Annotated in this window: 14 protein-coding genes; 6 read left to right on the plus strand and 8 right to left on the minus strand. The window is 60.1% G+C overall.

Annotated features, from left to right (window positions below; genetic code table 11):
* The first annotated feature begins 1 nt into the window (after position 1).
* Complete coding sequence (locus GIW48_RS09815; protein WP_099549064.1) at positions 2-3,637, plus strand: transporter substrate-binding domain-containing protein; 3,636 nt, start codon at positions 2-4, stop codon at positions 3,635-3,637.
* Between the two features lie 25 nt (positions 3,638-3,662).
* Here GIW48_RS09815 and GIW48_RS09820 read toward each other — a convergent pair whose 3' ends face one another.
* Positions 3,663-4,145, minus strand: a complete 483-nt coding sequence (locus tag GIW48_RS09820) for a GAF domain-containing protein (protein WP_017136174.1) — start codon at positions 4,143-4,145, stop codon at positions 3,663-3,665.
* Positions 4,142-5,032 (minus strand): ATP-binding protein, encoded by an 891-nt coding sequence (locus GIW48_RS09825; protein ID WP_017136173.1) that lies wholly within the window; start codon positions 5,030-5,032, stop codon positions 4,142-4,144. The genes GIW48_RS09820 and GIW48_RS09825 overlap by 4 nt, the downstream gene beginning before the upstream one ends.
* Positions 5,033-5,195: 163 nt before the next feature.
* Between GIW48_RS09825 and GIW48_RS09830 the strand changes: the two genes are divergently transcribed.
* Entirely contained in the window at positions 5,196-7,505 is a 2,310-nt protein-coding gene (locus GIW48_RS09830; protein ID WP_177033546.1) for a hybrid sensor histidine kinase/response regulator, read from the plus strand.
* Here GIW48_RS09830 and GIW48_RS09835 read toward each other — a convergent pair.
* From GIW48_RS09835 to msrB, 3 genes are all read right to left on the minus strand, one after another.
* Complete coding sequence (locus tag GIW48_RS09835) at positions 7,459-7,950, minus strand: MarR family winged helix-turn-helix transcriptional regulator (protein WP_017136171.1); 492 nt, start codon at positions 7,948-7,950, stop codon at positions 7,459-7,461. The two genes, GIW48_RS09830 and GIW48_RS09835, sit on opposite strands and share 47 nt — an antisense overlap.
* Positions 7,947-8,432: a glutathione peroxidase gene (locus tag GIW48_RS09840; protein WP_099549066.1), complete on the minus strand. Its 486-nt coding sequence runs from the start codon at positions 8,430-8,432 to the stop codon at positions 7,947-7,949. Before GIW48_RS09840 ends, GIW48_RS09835 begins: the two co-directional genes overlap by 4 nt.
* 206 nt (positions 8,433-8,638) lie before the next feature.
* The gene (gene msrB / locus GIW48_RS09845; RefSeq protein ID WP_017136169.1) at positions 8,639-9,031 is read right to left on the minus strand and encodes a peptide-methionine (R)-S-oxide reductase MsrB; all 393 of its coding nucleotides are present in this window, start codon (positions 9,029-9,031) and stop codon (positions 8,639-8,641) included.
* Between the two features lie 202 nt (positions 9,032-9,233).
* Here msrB and GIW48_RS09850 point away from each other — a divergent pair, with 202 nt between their 5' ends.
* Positions 9,234-10,445, plus strand: coding sequence for a pyridoxal phosphate-dependent aminotransferase (locus GIW48_RS09850; RefSeq protein ID WP_017136168.1), 1,212 nt, complete (start codon positions 9,234-9,236; stop codon positions 10,443-10,445).
* Between the two features lie 305 nt (positions 10,446-10,750).
* Positions 10,751-11,638: a protease HtpX gene (gene htpX / locus GIW48_RS09855; RefSeq protein WP_017136167.1), complete on the plus strand. Its 888-nt coding sequence runs from the start codon at positions 10,751-10,753 to the stop codon at positions 11,636-11,638.
* 134 nt (positions 11,639-11,772) lie between these two features.
* Here htpX and GIW48_RS09860 read toward each other — a convergent pair whose 3' ends face one another.
* Positions 11,773-12,429, minus strand: a complete 657-nt coding sequence (locus GIW48_RS09860; protein ID WP_138451883.1) for a thiopurine S-methyltransferase — start codon at positions 12,427-12,429, stop codon at positions 11,773-11,775.
* 103 nt (positions 12,430-12,532) lie between these two features.
* Between GIW48_RS09860 and GIW48_RS09865 the strand changes: the two genes are divergently transcribed.
* Entirely contained in the window at positions 12,533-13,300 is a 768-nt protein-coding gene (locus tag GIW48_RS09865) for a DODA-type extradiol aromatic ring-opening family dioxygenase (RefSeq protein ID WP_236461091.1), read from the plus strand.
* A 197-nt stretch (positions 13,301-13,497) separates the two neighbouring features.
* Here the strand turns inward: GIW48_RS09865 and GIW48_RS09870 are convergent, their stop codons facing one another.
* Positions 13,498-15,171 (minus strand): DEAD/DEAH box helicase, encoded by a 1,674-nt coding sequence (locus tag GIW48_RS09870; protein WP_017136163.1) that lies wholly within the window; start codon positions 15,169-15,171, stop codon positions 13,498-13,500.
* Positions 15,172-15,595: 424 nt separating this feature from the next.
* Between GIW48_RS09870 and GIW48_RS09875 the strand changes: the two genes are divergently transcribed.
* Positions 15,596-16,387, plus strand: a complete 792-nt coding sequence (locus tag GIW48_RS09875; RefSeq protein ID WP_236461089.1) for a crotonase/enoyl-CoA hydratase family protein — start codon at positions 15,596-15,598, stop codon at positions 16,385-16,387.
* A 120-nt stretch (positions 16,388-16,507) separates the two neighbouring features.
* Here GIW48_RS09875 and GIW48_RS09880 read toward each other — a convergent pair whose 3' ends face one another.
* Positions 16,508-17,263 carry a spermidine synthase gene (locus GIW48_RS09880; protein WP_017136161.1) on the minus strand — a complete coding sequence of 252 codons (756 nt, stop codon included), beginning with the start codon at positions 17,261-17,263 and terminating at the stop codon, positions 16,508-16,510.
* Positions 17,264-17,338: the final 75 nt, after the last annotated feature.

Here is a 17,338-nt window from a genome sequence, read left to right on the forward strand (position 1 = left end):
GATGCCAAGGCGTATAAAGGACTATCTGATTATATTATTGGCCGGCCTGTGCTTGAGCACTACCGTGCCCGCGGCCCCTCAAATCGGACCGGAACACTTCACCTTATTGAGCCGCGCGGGTACCGTTCAACTCGATATTCAGCTGGATAAGACCCAGCGCCAGTGGCTAATGTACAAACGCGAGCTGGTACTGGGCACCTCGGCACCCGACTATCCGCCCTTCGACCTCACCTCCAGCGGTCGCGACTATGAAGGCCTGACCGCCGATTACGCAGGGCTGCTGGCCAAAGCCATGGCCCTGCCCGTCAAGGTATTGCGTTATCCGACACGAGACGCCGCGATCCATGCGCTGGAAACCGGGGAAATCGACCTGCTGGGCTCATCCAATGGCTTTGAGGCCGCCAACCCGAAACTCATCCTGTCGCAGCCGTATGCGGTGGACCAGCCCGTACTGGTGACCCGCGAAGGTGAAACGCGCAGTTTAAGCGATGGTCTGGCCGGCCTGCGCTTGAGCCTTGTTTATCACTACCTGCCGCTGAACGAAGTGGAAAAGTTATACCCGCAGGCGGATATCCGCGCCTTTCCTTCCTATCAAAACGCGCTCAATGCCGTGGCGTTCGATCAGGCGGATGTGTTTCTGGGGGACACTATTTCCACCCATTACATGATCAACAAGGGCTACCTCAAAAATATCCACATGGCCAACTTCGGCAAGCATGAAGCCTATGGGTTCAGCTTCGCCTTGCGTCACGATCAGGAGGTTCTACAGAGCATCGTCGACGCGGTGCTGACGGCCGTCCCCGTTAATGAACGAGACAGCATTGCCAAGCGCTGGAGCGCCGGCAGCGACATCTTGCTGACCGACAAGAAACTGCAACTGACCCAGCGTGAAGAGCGCTGGCTCAAAGATCACCCGGTGGTAAAAGTCGTGGTCAATGAGACGTTCGCGCCGCTGACGTTCTTCGATGCCGACGGCAACTTTCGCGGTATTACCGCCGACCTGCTGGAACTGATCCGCCTGCGCACCGGCCTGCGTTTTGAAATACAGCGCAGTCGCGAAGTCAGCACGATGATCGAGCAGCTCACCACGGGTAAAGCCGATATCATCGGGGCCATCGTCCCCAGCACCGAACGCGAGGTTCAGCTCAGCTTCAGCCGCCCGTACCTGGAAAACTCCTACGTCCTGCTGACCCGCAAGGAGCCCGACGCGGCCACAAACCTGGAGCAGATGGCAGGCAAGCGCCTGGCAATCACCCTCGGTAACCCGCTGGAAAAAACCTTGCAAGAAAACTTCCCACAGATTCGCCTGGTGGAAGTCAGCGATACCTTCAAGGCCTCGGAAATGCTGGCTCAGGGAAGCGTGGACGGGGCAGTGAACTCACTGGTCATCGCCAACTATTTCCTGGCCTCCCAGGTGTTCCAGGACAAACTGCAGATCAGCGCCAGCATTGGCACGCTGCCCGCCACCTTCGCCCTGGCCACGCCGCGCGGTGCCGTCGAACTGAGCTCAATCCTGGACAAGGCGCTGCTGAGCATTGCCCCGGACGAAATGGGCGTGATCAACAGCCGCTGGCGCGGTTACACGCCAGCCTCGGACAGTTACTGGCGCAATTACCACCAACTGATTGCGCAAATCATCATTGGCACCGGGTTGCTGCTGCTGATTTCCCTGACCTGGAACGCCTACATGCGCCGCCAGATCAAGCACCGCAAAATGGCCGAGCGCGCCCTCAATGACCAGTTCGAGTTCATGCGCGCACTGGTCAATGAAACACCGCACCCAATCTATGTGCGTGATCGCAAGGGCCTGTTGCAGACCTGCAATGACAGCTACCTGCAAGTGTTCGGGGTCAAACGCGAAGAGGTCATCGGCAAGAGTGTGGTGCAAATGGACATGGCCCTGGCGCCTGAAGCCGCGCAGTACCATGCCGACTACCAACGGGTGGTGGTGGAAGGCACTCCGCTGATCCTTGATCGCACCCTGCACATTCACGGCAAAAAACTCACGATCTACCACTGGATCCTGCCCTATCGCGACTCGGACGGCGAAGTCCAGGGCATCATCGGTGGCTGGATCGATATCAGTGACCGGCGCCAACTGTTCGACGAGTTGCGCACTGCCAAGGAACGCGCCGACGAGGCGAACCGCGCCAAAAGCACCTTCCTCGCCACCATGAGCCATGAAATCCGCACGCCGATGAATGCCGTGATCGGGATGCTGGAACTGACGCTCAAGCGCGCCGATCAGGGCCATCTCGACCGTCCGGCTATCGAAGTGGCCTACAACTCGGCCAAGGACCTGCTGGAGCTGATCGGCGATATCCTCGACATTGCACGTATCGAATCCGGCCGCCTGAGCCTGGCTCCCGAGCGCGTGAACCTGCGCGAAGTGATCGAATCGGTGGTGCGCGTCTTCGATGGTCTGGCCCGCCAGAAAACCCTCAGCCTGTTACTCGAATTCGACCCCAACCTCGACAACACCGCCGTGCTGATAGACCCGCTGCGCTTCAAGCAGGTGCTGTCCAACCTGGTCAGCAACGCGATCAAGTTCACCGAGCGCGGGCAGGTGAAGATCAAGGTGCAGGTGCAAGCCACCGAGCAGCCCCAAGAGGTGCAGATGAAGCTGGTGGTCGAGGACACAGGCATCGGCATCAGCCGGGACGACCAATTGCGCCTGTTCGAACCCTTTGCCCAGGCGGACAACTCCGGGCACCTGGCCAGGAGCGGAGCGGGCCTGGGGCTGGTGATCTGTCGCAGCCTGTGCGAGATGATGGGTGGGCAACTGAGCCTGAGCAGCGTGCCAATGGTGGGCACTCAAGTGCAGGTCAGCCTGAAGATGACCTGCCTCAAGCCCATTGAAGCGCTGGACGAGCTCAAGTCTCAGGCGCCAACAGCCGCGGCGGTGCTCAATGTGCTGGTAGTGGACGACCACCCGGCGAACCGTTTGCTGATGTGCCAGCAATTAGGTTACCTCGGGCACCAGTTCACGGCAGCCCAACATGGCGCCGCCGGGTTTCAGGCCTGGCGCCAGGAGCACTTCGACCTGGTGATTGCCGATTGCAACATGCCCATCATGAATGGCTATGAGCTGAGCCGTTCGATCCGTGAATACGAGCAGCGAGAACAGCAGGTGCCCTGCGTAATCCTCGGTTTCACCGCCAATGCCCAACCCGAGGAGAAACTTCGCTGTGCGCAGGCGGGCATGAATGACTGCCTGTTCAAGCCCATCAGCCTCACTGCACTGGAGCAGCAACTGGCGCAGATCAAACCCCGATCCAGCGGCCAGCGGCTGGAACTCGATTGCCTGGACGCACTGACCGGAGGCGACCCGCAGTTGAGCCAGCGTTTGCTTGCGCAACTGTTAAGCAGCAGCCGTCAGGACCGCGAGGACCTGGTGGCCTTGATGGCCCGCCAGGCAGCGCCCCAGGCGATCATTGAGCAAGCCCACAAGATCAAGGGCGCCGCGCGCATCGTCCAGGCAAGTGCATTGGCCGCGCAATGCGAAGCACTGGAGCTGGCCTGCGCCCGCAACGAGGAGCGCCCCACGATAGACATGGGGGTCAAGGCCCTGGAAAAACTCATGCTGGAGCTGGAGAGGACGCTGCAAGTACAGCTGCATAAGCTGGACAGCCAATAACGGCGGCCGACCCTCTCCTGCGGGATCAGCAGTCGGTCAACCGCAGGAAAATCGCCGCCAACTGCTCGATGCCCGCCTGGTCCTGCGCGGTAAAACGGGCCAGCGACGGGCTGTCCAGATCCAGGACACCCACCAGTAGGCCATCCTTGACCAAGGGCACCACCAGTTCGCTGTTGGAGGCACTGTCACAGGCAATATGGCCTGGGAACGCATGCACATCTTCCACCCGCTGGGTTTGCCGGGATGCCGCCGCCGCGCCGCAGACGCCACGCCCGAAGGGGATACGCACGCAAGCGATCTGGCCCTGGAACGGGCCAAGCACCAGTTCTTCATTGCGATTGAGGTAGAAGCCCGCCCAGTTCAAGTCGTCCAACTGGTTGAACAGGAACGCCGAGAACTGCGCACTGTTGGCGATAAAGTCACGCTCATCGGCGAGCAGCGATTCCAACTGCGCGCAGAGCATGGCGTAGCCATCCAGGCCGGTGCCGGCCTGTTGTAAATCGATCATGGTTGACGCTCCAACAACTTGAGACCCACCCAGTAACGGGCGAATTGATACGCGCAACGGCCGTTGCGGTTGCCACGCCCGGTGGCCCAGCGCACGGCCAGGATGTCGAGGGCTTCATCACGCTGCCACTGCAAGCCGGCCTTGCTGGCCAGTTCGCCGATCCAGTGTTCGACCACGTCCAGGAAGTGTTCCTGGCTGAACGGATAGAACGACAGCCACAGGCCAAAACGGTCGGACAAGGCGATCTTGTCTTCCACCGCCTCGCTGGGGTGCAACTCACCGTCCACGCGCTTCCAATTGTCGTTGTCGCTCTGGTTTTCCGGTACCAGGTGACGACGGTTGGAGGTGGCATACAGCAACACATTTTCCGGCGCTTGCTCAAGGGAGCCGTCCAGTACGCTCTTGAGTACGCGATAATCGCCCTCACCCGCTTCGAAAGACAGGTCGTCACAGAACAGGATGAACCGTTGCGGCAGCTTGAGCAGTTGCTCGACCACGCGCGGCAGGTCAGCCAGGTGATCGCGCTCGATTTCAATCAGGCGCAAACCGGCCTTGGCATGCTGGGCCAGCAAAGCACGCACCATGGAGGATTTGCCGGTGCCGCGCGAGCCCCACAGCAACGCATGGTTGGCGGGCAGGCCATCGAGAAATTGCTGAGTGTTGCGAGCCAGTTGCTCACGTTGCTTGTCCACGCCGATAAGGTCGGACAGGCGCATGTCCAGGCTCACTTCCAGCGGGAGCAAAAAGCCAGTACGGCCTTCGCGCTGCCAACGGGCGGCGAGGCAGTTATTCCAATCGATGGCTTGGCGCGGTGCAGGTAACAGCGGTTCCAGGCGCGCAAGGACCGCATCGGCCCGCTCAAGAAAGGCATTCAATCGAGAATCCACGATTATTCCTCTGGCAAGTTCTTGCAAAAGATGGCGTATTGGCAACCCTGTGGCAGACCCCACGAGGCTGCGTATAAAACGATTCATGCCGGCCAAGCCAAAGCCTGTGGATGTTCAGCTATGCTTGCCGGGCGAAGGGAAACGTGAAGTGGTTCAACACCCGATGGATATCAAGTTCGCCCACCGCTTGTCTTATAAACAAGCTCGATTGACTGTGCTGGTCGGTTTCGTCTTGGGAACCTTGCTCAGCCTGATCCAAATCGGCATTGATTATGCCAGCGAAGACGCCTCGATCAACCGTGAAATACGCTCACTGATCGAAATCAGCCATAACCCTGCCTCACGTATCGCCTACAACATTGATGCCGAACTTGCCCAGGAACTGACCCTGGGCCTGTTGCACTCGCCGGCCATCACCCACGCGCAACTGGTCGATAACAATGGCGTGGTACTGGCCGACGTGAACCGGCCGCGCAAAGAGAGCGCCTACCGGCCCATCAGTGACTTCCTGTTTGGCGCCAACCGCTTGTTTGAAGATCGACTGTTCCTGAGCCACATGCCCGAGGATTCCCTCGGCGTGCTGCGCCTGGACGTCGACACCTACGCCTTTGGCAGCCGTTTCCTGCACCGCGCCGAGATAACCTTGCTCAACGGGTTCGCCCGCAGCCTGCTGCTGACAGGCATTCTGCTGGGCCTGTTCTACGTGATGCTGACTCAGCCACTGGTGCGCATCATCCGTGCCCTGAGCACCAGCAAGCAGGCCCGCCTGGATTGCCCGCCGGGTCACGAAAACGATGAAATCGGCGTGCTGGTGAACGTCGCCAACCAGCAATTCGAAAACATGCAGACCGAAATCCAGCAACGGCGCCATGCCGAGGACCGCCTCACCGAGTACCTGGGCCAACTGGAAGATATCGTCTCGGCACGCACTCTGGAGCTTAAGGCCAGCAACCAGCGCTTGAGCCAATCCAACGATGAACTCGAAGCCGCCAAATTGACCGCCCTGGCCATGGCCCAGGCGCGCGCCGCGTTCCTGGCCAATATGAGCCATGAGATCCGCACGCCGCTCAATGGCTTGCTGGGCATGATCGCGCTGTCGCTCGACAGCCCGCTGAACGCCGAACAACGCCAGCAACTGTCCATCGCCCACGATTCGGGCAAGGTGCTGGTGGAACTGCTCAACGATATCCTCGACCTGTCGAAATTCGACGCCGGCCAGTTGGAGCTCGAACGCATCCCGTTCGACCTCGGCTCATTGGTGGAAGACACCGCCAACCTGCTGTCGCAGAACGCGGCGCCGAGTGTCGAGTTGACCTGCCTGATCGACCCGCTGTTTCCTGCGCAAGTCATTGGCGACCCGACACGGGTGCGGCAAATCGTCAGCAACCTGCTTTCCAATGCCTTGAAGTTCACCCGCTTCGGGCGTGTGGATGTGCGCCTCAGTGCCGAGGATGGCCGGGTAAAAATCGAAGTCTGTGACACCGGCATCGGCATTGCCCAGGAAGCGCAGGTGAAAATATTCCAGCCGTTTACCCAGGCCGGTGCGGGTATCACACGCCAGTTCGGCGGCACCGGGCTGGGGCTGGCGTTGACGCATAACCTGTGTGAAGCGATGAAGGGCCGCTTGAGCATCAGCTCGGAAGTCGGTTTTGGCAGCCAGTTCTGCGCCGACCTGCCGCTGCCCACACATTTGCCGGCCGCACGACAAGCGCCGCTGTTGGGCGAAGTCATCGCCATCACCAACACCGGGAGTGGCCTGGCGGAATTGCTCGGCACCTTGCTGCCGGCTTGGGGGCTGGCGCTGCGCTGTTACTCCCAGGATGACGACCTGACCGGGCTGGCCCCCGACCTGCTGATCACCGATTGCCCGGAGTGCCTGTTCCGCCTGCGCCCTGGCATCAGCGCGCCGATCCTGCTGGTGACGGCCTATGGCAACTTCATGCCCAGCGAAGAAGTCGCGGCTCTGATGCCGCTGCAGCAACAGGCACGCCCGTTGAGCCGCAACGCGCTGTATCAGATTCTGCAGCGCAACCTGCGCAGCGAGGCGCAACTGATCCTCGACCCTGTCCAGATGGAAGCCGTGCCCCTGGCACATCGCGCGCGCATCCTGCTGGTGGAGGACAACCCGGTCAATCAATTGGTAGCCAAGGGCATGCTCAGCAAGCTCGGCTGCGAAGTGATTGTGGCTGCCCATGGCGGCGAGGCGCTCAAGTTGCTGGAGGAGCAGCGCTTCGACATGGTGTTGATGGACTGCAATATGCCGGTAATGGACGGCTACGAGGCCAGCCGGCAGATTCGCCGCAGCGGGCGCTGGCCGGAGCTGCCTATCGTCGCCCTGACCGCCAACGCCCTGGCGGAAGAACGCGAGCGCTGCCGGGCGGCGGGAATGGATGACTACCTGGCCAAACCGTTTCGTCGCGAAGAGCTCAAAGCCCTGCTGGACCTGTGGGTGCCGAACTCGACAAGTTTTTGATCTGCGCCAGCAGCTCGTCCAGACCATTGCGCAACACGTCGGCCTGGTTCAAGTCCACACCGCTGTCGCACAGCAGCCGGGTTTTCAGGGCATGGGCCTGGTCGCGCAACTGTACGCCCGCGGGGCTCAGGCTCAGATGCACCTCGCGCTCATCCAGCGCGCTGCGCCGGCGCTGCACCAGCGCCAGCTGTTCCAGGCGCTTAAGCAGCGGCGTCAGCGTGCCAGAGTCCAGCATCAGGCGCTCGCCCAGGGCCTTGACCGTGGGTTGCGTTGGGGTCGCGCAGTGCCATTCCCACAACACCAGCATCGCCAGGTATTGCGGGTAGGTCAGGCCCAACTGATCGAGCATGGGCTTGTAAGCCCGCGTCACCGCTCGGGACGCGGCATAGAGCTTGAAACACAGCTGGTCGTCCAGCGCCAGGGACACGCGGGGCAAGTCGGTCATTTGAGCAGAGCTTCAATCTCTTGGGTCAGGGCTTCGGGCTTGGTGGTCGGGGCAAAACGCTTGACCACCTTGCCATCACGGCCGATCAGAAATTTGGTGAAGTTCCACTTGATACCTTTGGAGCCCAGCAGCCCCGGCGCTTGTTTTTTAAGTTGCACGAACAGTGGGTGGGCGTCGCTGCCATTCACGTCGATCTTCTTGAACAGCGGGAAGCTGACGCCGAAGTTCAGCTCGCAGAACTCGGAAATCGCCCCTTCGTTGCCTGGCTCCTGTTTGCCGAACTGATTGCAGGGAAAGCCCAGCACCACCAGACCCTGGTCCTTGTACTGCTGCCACACTTGCTCCAGGCCTTTGTACTGTGGGGTGAAACCACATTTGCTGGCGGTGTTGACCACCAAAATGGCCTTGCCGGCAAAATCGGCCAAGGTCTTTTGCTCACCCTTGATGGTGGTGCACGGGATGCTCAGCAGGTTGTCGCTCATGGCAGCGCCTCGGATACGGAGAAAGAGCTATAAAGGTAGTAGGCAATTCAATTGCGTGCAATTTAATTGACCGCAGTGATGCCTGCACATAGATCGTTCCCACGCTCCGCGTGGGAATGCAGCTCAGAACGCTGTGCGTTCGCTTCTAAAGTCGTGACGCGGAGCGTCACAGGAGGCGTTCCCACGCGGAACGTGGGAACGATCAGTCAGCGTGGAACGAGGTCCAGGCACACCGAGTTGATGCAGTAACGCAGGCCGGTGGGCGGCGGACCGTCCGGGAACACATGCCCCAGGTGCGCGTCGCACTTGGCACAGGTGACTTCGGTGCGGATCATGCCGTGGCTGATGTCACGGATCTCGATCATCGCGCTGTCGGCAATCGGCGCGTAGAAACTCGGCCAGCCGCAGCCGGAATCAAACTTGGTGGTGGAATCGAACAGCGGCTCATTGCAGCAAATGCAGTGGTACACGCCATCAGTCTTGGTGGCATTGTATTTGCCGCTGAAAGGTCGCTCGGTGCCTTTGAGACGGCACACGTTGTACTGCTCCGGATCGAGCATCGCCTTCCATTCTTCAACGGTTTTCTGCAACTTATCCATCGATACACCTCGGCAACTGAAAAACCCTGATCTGTGTCTTTTCCATGGATCAGGCGGCACGTATGATTGCGCCTCTTCAAAACGCCAGTCTGGCACCCGCGCTACCGGCATTCAAACGTATTTATGGGTGCGAGCCCCGCAGGTTTCGCAGTACGGTAGTGTCCACGCCGTCTGGATCGTTCATTTTCAGGATCACATCGCCATGCAGGTCAGCAAATCGAACAAGCTCGCCAACGTCTGCTACGACATTCGCGGCCCGGTGCTCAAGCACGCCAAACGCCTGGAAGAGGAAGGCCATCGCATCCTCAAGCTGAACATTGGCAACCCGGCGCCTTTTGGTTTCGAAGCGCCGGACGAAATCCTCCAGGACGTGATCCGCAACCTGCCGACAGCCCAGGGCTACAGCGACTCCAAGGGCCTGTTCAGCGCGCGTAAAGCCGTGATGCAGTACTACCAGCAAAAGCAGGTCGAAGGTGTCGGCATCGAAGACATCTACCTGGGTAATGGCGTGTCCGAGCTGATCGTGATGTCCATGCAGGCCTTGCTCAACAATGGCGATGAAGTGCTGGTGCCGGCGCCCGACTACCCGCTGTGGACCGCTGCCGTGACCCTCGCCGGCGGCCACCCGGTGCACTACCTGTGCGATGAAGGCGCGGACTGGTTCCCGGACCTGGCCGACATCAAGGCCAAGATCACCCCGAACACCAAGGCCCTGGTGATCATCAACCCGAACAACCCCACCGGCGCCGTCTATTCCAAAGAAGTGTTGCTGGGCATGCTCGAACTGGCGCGCCAGCACAACCTGGTGGTGTTCTCCGACGAGATCTACGACAAGATCCTCTACGACGACGCCGTGCACATCTGCACCGGCTCCCTGGCACCGGACCTGCTGTGCCTGACCTTCAATGGCCTGTCCAAGTCCTACCGGGTGGCGGGTTTCCGCTCCGGCTGGATCGCCATCTCAGGCCCCAAGCACAATGCCCAGAGCTACATCGAAGGCATCGACATGCTGGCCAATATGCGCCTGTGCGCCAACGTGCCGAGCCAACATGCGATCCAGACCGCTCTCGGCGGCTACCAGAGCATCAACGACCTGGTCTTGCCCCAGGGCCGTCTATTGGAGCAACGCAACCGCACCTGGGAACTGCTCAACGCGATCCCGGGCGTCAGCTGCGTGAAACCCATGGGCGCGTTGTATGCCTTCCCACGCATCGACCCGAAAGTCTGCCCGATCCTCAACGACGAGAAATTCGTGCTCGACCTGCTGCTGTCGGAAAAGCTGCTGGTGGTGCAGGGAACGGCGTTCAACTGGCCGTGGCCGGATCACTTCCGCGTGGTGACCTTGCCGCGTGTGGATGACCTGGACATGGCCATTGGTCGCATCGGCAACTTCCTCAAGTCCTATCGCCAGTAACCTAAAAGTCGCGGTACGACCGCCATTCGGTCGTACAGCGAGTATCTGGCAACACTTCTCTAGCCTGCCTTCCCTCCTCGCTCGCCGCTGCACACCACGCACCGGTCAACCCCTTGTAATTACAGGGCGCCAAGCCATGAGCGGGGTGATCACCCGTCACTTTCCAGGTCAGAAATTCCCTTCAAGGCTCTACATTGATGCTGTAGGACACAGTTTGAAATAGTCGCTCGGTTGAATCACCTTAGGCCGCACCTTATATACCCCGCAGTACGCGACATATTAAGCATGAGGAGAACTCTACAACCATGATGCGCATCCTGCTGTTCTTGGCCACTAACCTGGCGGTCGTGCTGATTGCCAGCATCACCCTGAGCCTTTTCGGCTTCAACGGGTTCATGGCGGCCAACGGGGTTGATCTGAACCTCAATCAGCTGCTGGTTTTCTGTGCGGTCTTTGGTTTTGCCGGCTCGCTGTTTTCGCTGTTCATCTCCAAATGGATGGCGAAGATGAGCACCAGCACCCAGGTCATCACCCAGCCACGCACCCGGCATGAACAATGGTTGCTGCAAACCGTTGAGCAACTGTCCCGCGAGGCCGGCATCAAGATGCCTGAGGTCGGGATCTTCCCCGCCTATGAAGCCAACGCCTTCGCCACCGGCTGGAACAAGAACGACGCGCTCGTTGCGGTGAGCCAGGGCATGCTCGAACGCTTCTCCTACGACGAAGTGAAGGCCGTGCTGGCCCACGAGATCGGCCACGTAGCCAATGGCGACATGGTCACCCTGGCGCTAGTACAAGGCGTGGTGAACACCTTCGTGATGTTCTTCGCACGGATCATCGGCAACTTTGTCGACAAGGTGATCTTCAAGAACGAAGAAGGCCGTGGTATCGCTTACTTCGTGGCGACCATCTTTGCTGAAGTGGTGCTGGGCTTCCTGGCCAGTGCGATCACCATGTGGTTCTCACGCAAACGCGAGTTCCGCGCAGACGAAGCCGGCGCCCGCCTGGCCGGCACCGGTGCAATGATCGCAGCGCTGCAACACCTGCGCTCCGAACAGGGCCTGCCGGTACACATGCCCGACAGCCTGACCGCGTTTGGCATCAACGGTGGCATCAAGCAAGGCTTTGCCCGCTTCTTCATGAGCCACCCGCCACTGGAGGAGCGTATCGACGCGCTGCGTCGTCGGGGCTGATACGACACAGAAAGGGGCGATTTGATCGCCCCTTTTTTGTAGGTGCTGATAACGCCATCGCGGGCAAGCCCGGCTCCCACATTGGAACGCATTCACTGTGGGAGCTGGGCTTGCCCGCGATGGCGATGCAATAGTCAACGCAGAGTCAGTTGATACACACGCTCCTCCAGCCGCGTAACGCCGTCCTGCACAAACTTCCAGCTCTCGCCCAGGATGTCTTGCTCTTCAAGTACAGTCAGGCTCCAACGCAAGCCCAGCAACACCCTGACTTCCTCGTCAGTCACCGCAAATGGCGGCCCAGCCTTCTGCGTCTGATCATAGTCCAGGGTGATCAGCAGCCCCTTGCAACCAGGGCGCAGAAGCGTATTCAGATGCTCAGCATATTGCGCCCGCATCAGCGGCGGCAGAGCGATCAACGCCGCGCGATCATAGAGTGCTGTGCAATCGCTCACCGCCTCGGCGTCGACAGCGAAGAAGTCGCCGCACCACACCTCGATCAAGCCGGACGCATACACCTTGAACGCGCCTTGCTGGCGGATATGCGGCGTCAACGATTGCTCATTGAAGAAGGCTTCAACCGCCTGCTCCGACAATTCCACGCCCATTACGCGATACCCATGGCTTTCGAGCCAGATCATATCCAGGCTCTTGCCACACAACGGCACCAGCACTTTTGCGCCAACCGGCAGTACCAGTTTCGGCCAATGCCGTTGCAGGTAAGGGTTGACGTCAGGCAGGTGAAAGCCAATCTGATTGCGCGCCCAGCGCTCTTGCCAAAACTTAGGCTCCATAAATCACCCTGAAAAATCGATCAAAAGGCGCTAAAACTTATATTAGATTTAGATCAATGATCTGATTGAAGATGGGCCTATGTTAACCCTCAGGACCCGACTTATGCTCCCCAGCCTGTTTATCTCCCACGGTTCGCCCATGCTCGCCCTGCAACCCGGTGCCAGTGCCCCGGCGCTGCGCCGTTTGGCGGCTGAACTGCCACGGCCAAAGGCGATTGTGGTGGTATCGGCGCACTGGGAAAGCGACCAATTACTCGTCACTGGCAGCGCCGCCCCGCAAACCTGGCACGACTTCGGTGGGTTCCCTCCCGAACTGTTTGCCGTGCAGTACCCGGCGCCGGGCAACCCGCAGTTGGCCGCGCAAATCGTCGGGCTGCTGCAAGCCGATGGCCTCGACGCGCAACTCGATGAACGCCGCCCCTTCGACCACGGCACCTGGGTGCCGCTGTCACTGATGTACCCGGCGGCGGATATTCCAGTGGTGCAGGTTTCCTTGCCTAGCCGCATGGGCCCGGCGTTGCAAACCCGAGTCGGGCATGCCCTGGCGAGCCTGCGCGAACAGGGTGTGCTGCTGATCGGCTCCGGCAGCATCACCCATAACCTGGGTGAGCTGAACTGGCGCGCCGGCCCTGAGAGCATCGAGCCGTGGGCGCGGGATTTTCGCGATTGGGTGGTGGATAAACTTGCCGCCAACGATGAAGCGGCCCTGCACGACTACCGCCGCCAGGCGCCGCATGCCGTGCGCAACCATCCCAGCGATGAGCATTTGTTGCCGTTGTACTTTGCACGGGGCGCCGGGGGCGATTTCAGTGTGGCGCATCAGGGGTTCACCTTGGGCGCGCTGGGGATGGACATCTATCGTTTCGGCTAACAGAGATCTAAAGGTGGGAGCTGGCTTGCCTGCGATAGCGGTGGTTCAGTTAGCCTATTTGCCACTGATACACCGCTATCGCAGGCAAGCCAGCTCCCACATTTGATCGGGTGCTGATCCGAAAGAAATGCCAGGCATAAAAAATCCCCGAACCAGTCGGGGATTTTTTATATGCGATCAATCAGCACAAAGGCGGATCAATCTTCGCGGTAGCGACGCAGCTTCAGCTGCTTACCGGCAACGCGAGTGTCTTTGAGCTTGGCCAGCAGTTTTTCCAGACCGTCTTCCGGCAGCTCCACCAGGGAGAAGCTGTCACGAACCTGGATGCGACCGATGGCTTCACGTGCCAGGCCACCCTCATTGAGGATAGCGCCCAGCAGGTTCTTGGCGGCGATGCCATCACGCGCGCCCAGCGCGGTGCGGCAGCGAGCACGACCTTCAGCCAATGGAACCGGAGCGCGACGCTCACGATCACCACGGTCTGGACGGTCACCGGTACGCTCTGGACGATCACCGCGTGGCGCGTTGTTCGGTACCAGTGGGCGTTCTTTCTCGATCGCTGCCAGGGTCAGGGCCTGACCGTTGGTGGCTTTGCGCAGCAGAGCTGCAGCCAGGGCACGTGGGGTGCAACCGATATCGGCAGTCAGGCGGTCCAGCAGGTCGCCGTGGGTCGATTCAGCGTCAGCCACCAGCGGCGACAAGCTGTTGGTCAGTTTCTTGATGCGAGCATCGAGAACGGCCTGGGCATCCGGCAGGCGGACTTCGGCAACTTTCTGACCGGTTACACGCTCGATCACTTGCAGCATGCGGCGCTCACGCGGAGTCACCAGCAGCAGTGCACGACCTTCGCGACCCGCACGGCCGGTACGGCCGATACGGTGAACGTAGGACTCTGGATCGTAAGGCATGTCAACGTTGAACACGTGAGTGATACGTGGAACGTCGAGGCCACGGGCGGCAACGTCGGTCGCCACAACGATGTCCAGACGGCCATCCTTGAGGGAGTCGATCACGCGCTCACGTTGGTTCTGGGCAATGTCACCGTTCAGCGCAGCGGCTTTATAGCCTTTGGCTTCCAGGGCACTGGCCAGGTCCAGGGTCGCTTGCTTGGTGCGCACGAACATGATCAGGGCGTCGAAGTCTTCGACTTCCAGCAGGCTCAATACAGCCGAGGTCTTCTGGTCAGCGTGAACCAACAGGTGAGCCTGTTCGATCGCGGTAACGGTCTGAGTCTTGGTCTGGATCTTCACGTGTTGCGGATCGCGCAGGTGGCGTTCGGCAATGGCACGGATCGACTGTGGCAGGGTGGCCGAGAACAGTACGGTCTGACGGGTCGGTGGCAGCGCTTTAAAGATGACTTCCAGGTCATCCATGAAGCCCAGCTTCAACATTTCGTCAGCTTCGTCCAGAACCAGGTGGTTCACGGTCGACAGCACTTTCTCGTCACGACGCAGGTGGTCGCACAGACGGCCCGGCGTGGCGACAACGATCTGTGCGCCGTTACGGATTGCTTTAAGTTGTGGGCCCATAGGCGCGCCGCCGTAAACGGCCACAACGGTTACGCCTGGCATTTGCTTGGCGTAGGTTTCAAAAGCGGTTGCTACTTGCAGCGCCAACTCACGGGTTGGCGCCAGGATCAGGGCTTGCGGCTCGCGCTTGGCAGGATCGATGCAGTGCAGGATAGGCAGGGCGAACGCGGCGGTTTTACCGGTACCGGTTTGCGCCTGGCCAATCATGTCCTGGCCGGCCATGATGATCGGGATCGATTGCTGCTGAATAGCCGAAGGTTCTTCATAGCCGGTCGCGATGACGGCAGCAAGAATGTTCGGGTTAAGATTAAAAGCGGCGAAGCCGCCGGTTTCCTGGGTCATGGGTCTGCCTCTAAGTGCATCCGCAAAGACCCATGCTCCAAAGCTGCGCATGCCGTGTTGAGACTCAAGAGTCGCCCTGGCTGCTTTGTCGGCGGGGATTTGCGAAAACGAATGAATGAAAAAGATTCGTCAAGGGAGAGTCCGCTGTGCGGACGTGCAGCCGAAGCTGACTTCGGGGAATTGCGCTACCTAAACGCGGCCCGGTTAAAGGCCGGCGCGCACTATACCGGAAATAGCTGAAAAAGGGAGCTTTTTTTATCCGAAAGTGCCGATATACCGCGCTGCGTCACCTTCTTTGCGTATACCCGTGCCAAGGTCTATTTTTCAAAGGCCCGGCCCTGTTGGTCACAACACTTAAACGGTTCACCTGCCCATTAAGGCCCACTGGTCTAAAACCCTACCCAAGCTCCCGAGGCCACCCCCGATGAATCAAGCCAGCAGCAGTCGCGTCAGCCGTGAATTACTGGGTCATGTCCTGCTGTTGGGACTGGATCGAGTGGCCAAGCGCAATGCCTTTGACCTGGACCTGCTCAATGAGCTGAGCCTGGCCTATGGCGAATTTGATCGAAACGACGATGCTCGCGTGGCCGTGGTATTCGCCCACGGCGAACATTTTACTGCCGGGCTGGACCTGGCCAATGTCAGTGGCGTGATGTCGGGAGGCTGGCAACCACCGTTGGGCGGCTGCGATCCGTGGGGCGTGTTTGCCGGCCCCCGCGTCAATAAACCGGTGATCGTCGCGGCCCAGGGTTACTGCCTGACCATCGGCATCGAATTGATGCTGGCGGCGGATATCAACCTCTGTGCCAGCAATACGCGCTTTGCGCAGATGGAAGTGCAGCGCGGGATTTTCCCGTTTGGCGGCGCGACCCTGCGCTTCCATCAGATCGCCGGCTGGGGCAACGCGATGCGCTGGCTGCTGACCGGCGATGAGTTCGACGCCCATGAGGCGCTGCGTCTGGGGCTGGTGCAGGAAGTGATGGCCAGTGAAGACCTGCTGCCGCGCGCCATCGAACTGGCCAGCCGCATTGCCCGCCAGGCACCGCTGGGCGTGCAGGCGACGTTGATGTCGGCGCGCCAGGCGCGCATGGAAGGTGAAGCCGTGGCGGCGGCCGGGTTGCAGGTGGTGGTGGAGAAACTGTTGAACAGTGAAGATGCCAAAGAAGGTGTGCGGGCGATGGTTGAGAAGCGGCCGGGGGTGTTCAAGGGGATTTGAGTAGGCTGTGCGGGCCTCATCGCGGGCAAGCCCGCTCCCACAGGTGGAATGCATTTCAACCGGAAAATGCTATTCAACTGTGGGAGCCGGGCTTGCCCGCGATGGCGTCAGTACAGGCAACTAGGTCGCCGGCCGAATCGCCTTGATCAACGCCTGCAACGAATACCCCAACCGCGGCGCCAACGCCTCGGCGCGGTCCGACAACGCTGCCATATCCAGTTCCTGATCCAGCTCCGAAGGCACCAGCAAAATCACATTGCCCTCCTTCACCGGCAGTTCCCAGTAATGCCGGTGATACAACCCGCGCAACAACGCCGCGCCCAATGGTTTACCGTCATCGGTCGCCCACTGGTTGATCACCAGCCAGCCACCCGGGTTGAGTTTTTTCTGGCAGTTTTCCAGAAAGGTCCAGGCCAGGTGCCCGACGCCTGGGCCAACATCCGTATACAAGTCGACGAAAATCAAGTCGGCCGACTCGGCGGTATCGAGCAATTGCAACGCGTCACCAATACGGATGTACAAGCGCGGGTCGTCATCCAGCCCCAGGTACTCGATGGCCAGGCGCGGCACATCCGGGCGCAGCTCGATGGCCTCGACGTCTTCCAGCGGCAGAAACTTGAGGCACGCCTGGGTCAGCGTACCGGCGCCCAGGCCGAGGAACAGCGCGCTTTCCGGTTGCTCATGGCACAACGCGCCAATCAACATCGCGCGGGTGTAGTCGTACTCCAGCCAGCTCGGGTCGGCGGTAAACACGCAGCTTTGCTCGATGGCATCGCCAAACTCGAGAAAACGGTAATCAGCCACTTCGAGCACACGAATCATGCCGAAATCATCATGGACTTCAGCCAGCAGGCGCTCGACACGCTCCTCGCTCATCACTACTCCTAAAGGGTTTACCGCACGGCAAAGGCGCGATTGTCGGCCAAGCGGCGGCAACAGGTCACGCACTAA

Source organism: Pseudomonas sp. PA-6-3C, assembly GCF_021605825.1.
Classification (GTDB): Bacteria; Pseudomonadota; Gammaproteobacteria; order Pseudomonadales; family Pseudomonadaceae; genus Aquipseudomonas; species Aquipseudomonas edaphica.

What these genes read in the sequence shown, in the direction of transcription:
- GIW48_RS09850 (WP_017136168.1), top strand. Translation starts at nt 9,234, where the DNA reads ATGCAGGTCAGCAAATCGAACAAGCTCGCCAACGTCTGCTACGACATT.
- GIW48_RS09820 (WP_017136174.1), bottom strand. Translation starts at nt 4,145, where the DNA reads ATGATCGATTTACAACAGGCCGGCACCGGCCTGGATGGCTACGCCATG.
- htpX (WP_017136167.1), top strand. Translation starts at nt 10,751, where the DNA reads ATGATGCGCATCCTGCTGTTCTTGGCCACTAACCTGGCGGTCGTGCTG.
- GIW48_RS09865 (WP_236461091.1), top strand. Translation starts at nt 12,533, where the DNA reads ATGCTCCCCAGCCTGTTTATCTCCCACGGTTCGCCCATGCTCGCCCTG.
- msrB (WP_017136169.1), bottom strand. Translation starts at nt 9,031, where the DNA reads ATGGATAAGTTGCAGAAAACCGTTGAAGAATGGAAGGCGATGCTCGAT.
- GIW48_RS09835 (WP_017136171.1), bottom strand. Translation starts at nt 7,950, where the DNA reads ATGACCGACTTGCCCCGCGTGTCCCTGGCGCTGGACGACCAGCTGTGT.
- GIW48_RS09860 (WP_138451883.1), bottom strand. Translation starts at nt 12,429, where the DNA reads ATGGAGCCTAAGTTTTGGCAAGAGCGCTGGGCGCGCAATCAGATTGGC.
- GIW48_RS09840 (WP_099549066.1), bottom strand. Translation starts at nt 8,432, where the DNA reads ATGAGCGACAACCTGCTGAGCATCCCGTGCACCACCATCAAGGGTGAG.
- GIW48_RS09875 (WP_236461089.1), top strand. Translation starts at nt 15,596, where the DNA reads ATGAATCAAGCCAGCAGCAGTCGCGTCAGCCGTGAATTACTGGGTCAT.
- GIW48_RS09870 (WP_017136163.1), bottom strand. Translation starts at nt 15,171, where the DNA reads ATGACCCAGGAAACCGGCGGCTTCGCCGCTTTTAATCTTAACCCGAAC.
- GIW48_RS09830 (WP_177033546.1), top strand. Translation starts at nt 5,196, where the DNA reads ATGGATATCAAGTTCGCCCACCGCTTGTCTTATAAACAAGCTCGATTG.
- GIW48_RS09880 (WP_017136161.1), bottom strand. Translation starts at nt 17,263, where the DNA reads ATGAGCGAGGAGCGTGTCGAGCGCCTGCTGGCTGAAGTCCATGATGAT.
- GIW48_RS09815 (WP_099549064.1), top strand. Translation starts at nt 2, where the DNA reads ATGCCAAGGCGTATAAAGGACTATCTGATTATATTATTGGCCGGCCTG.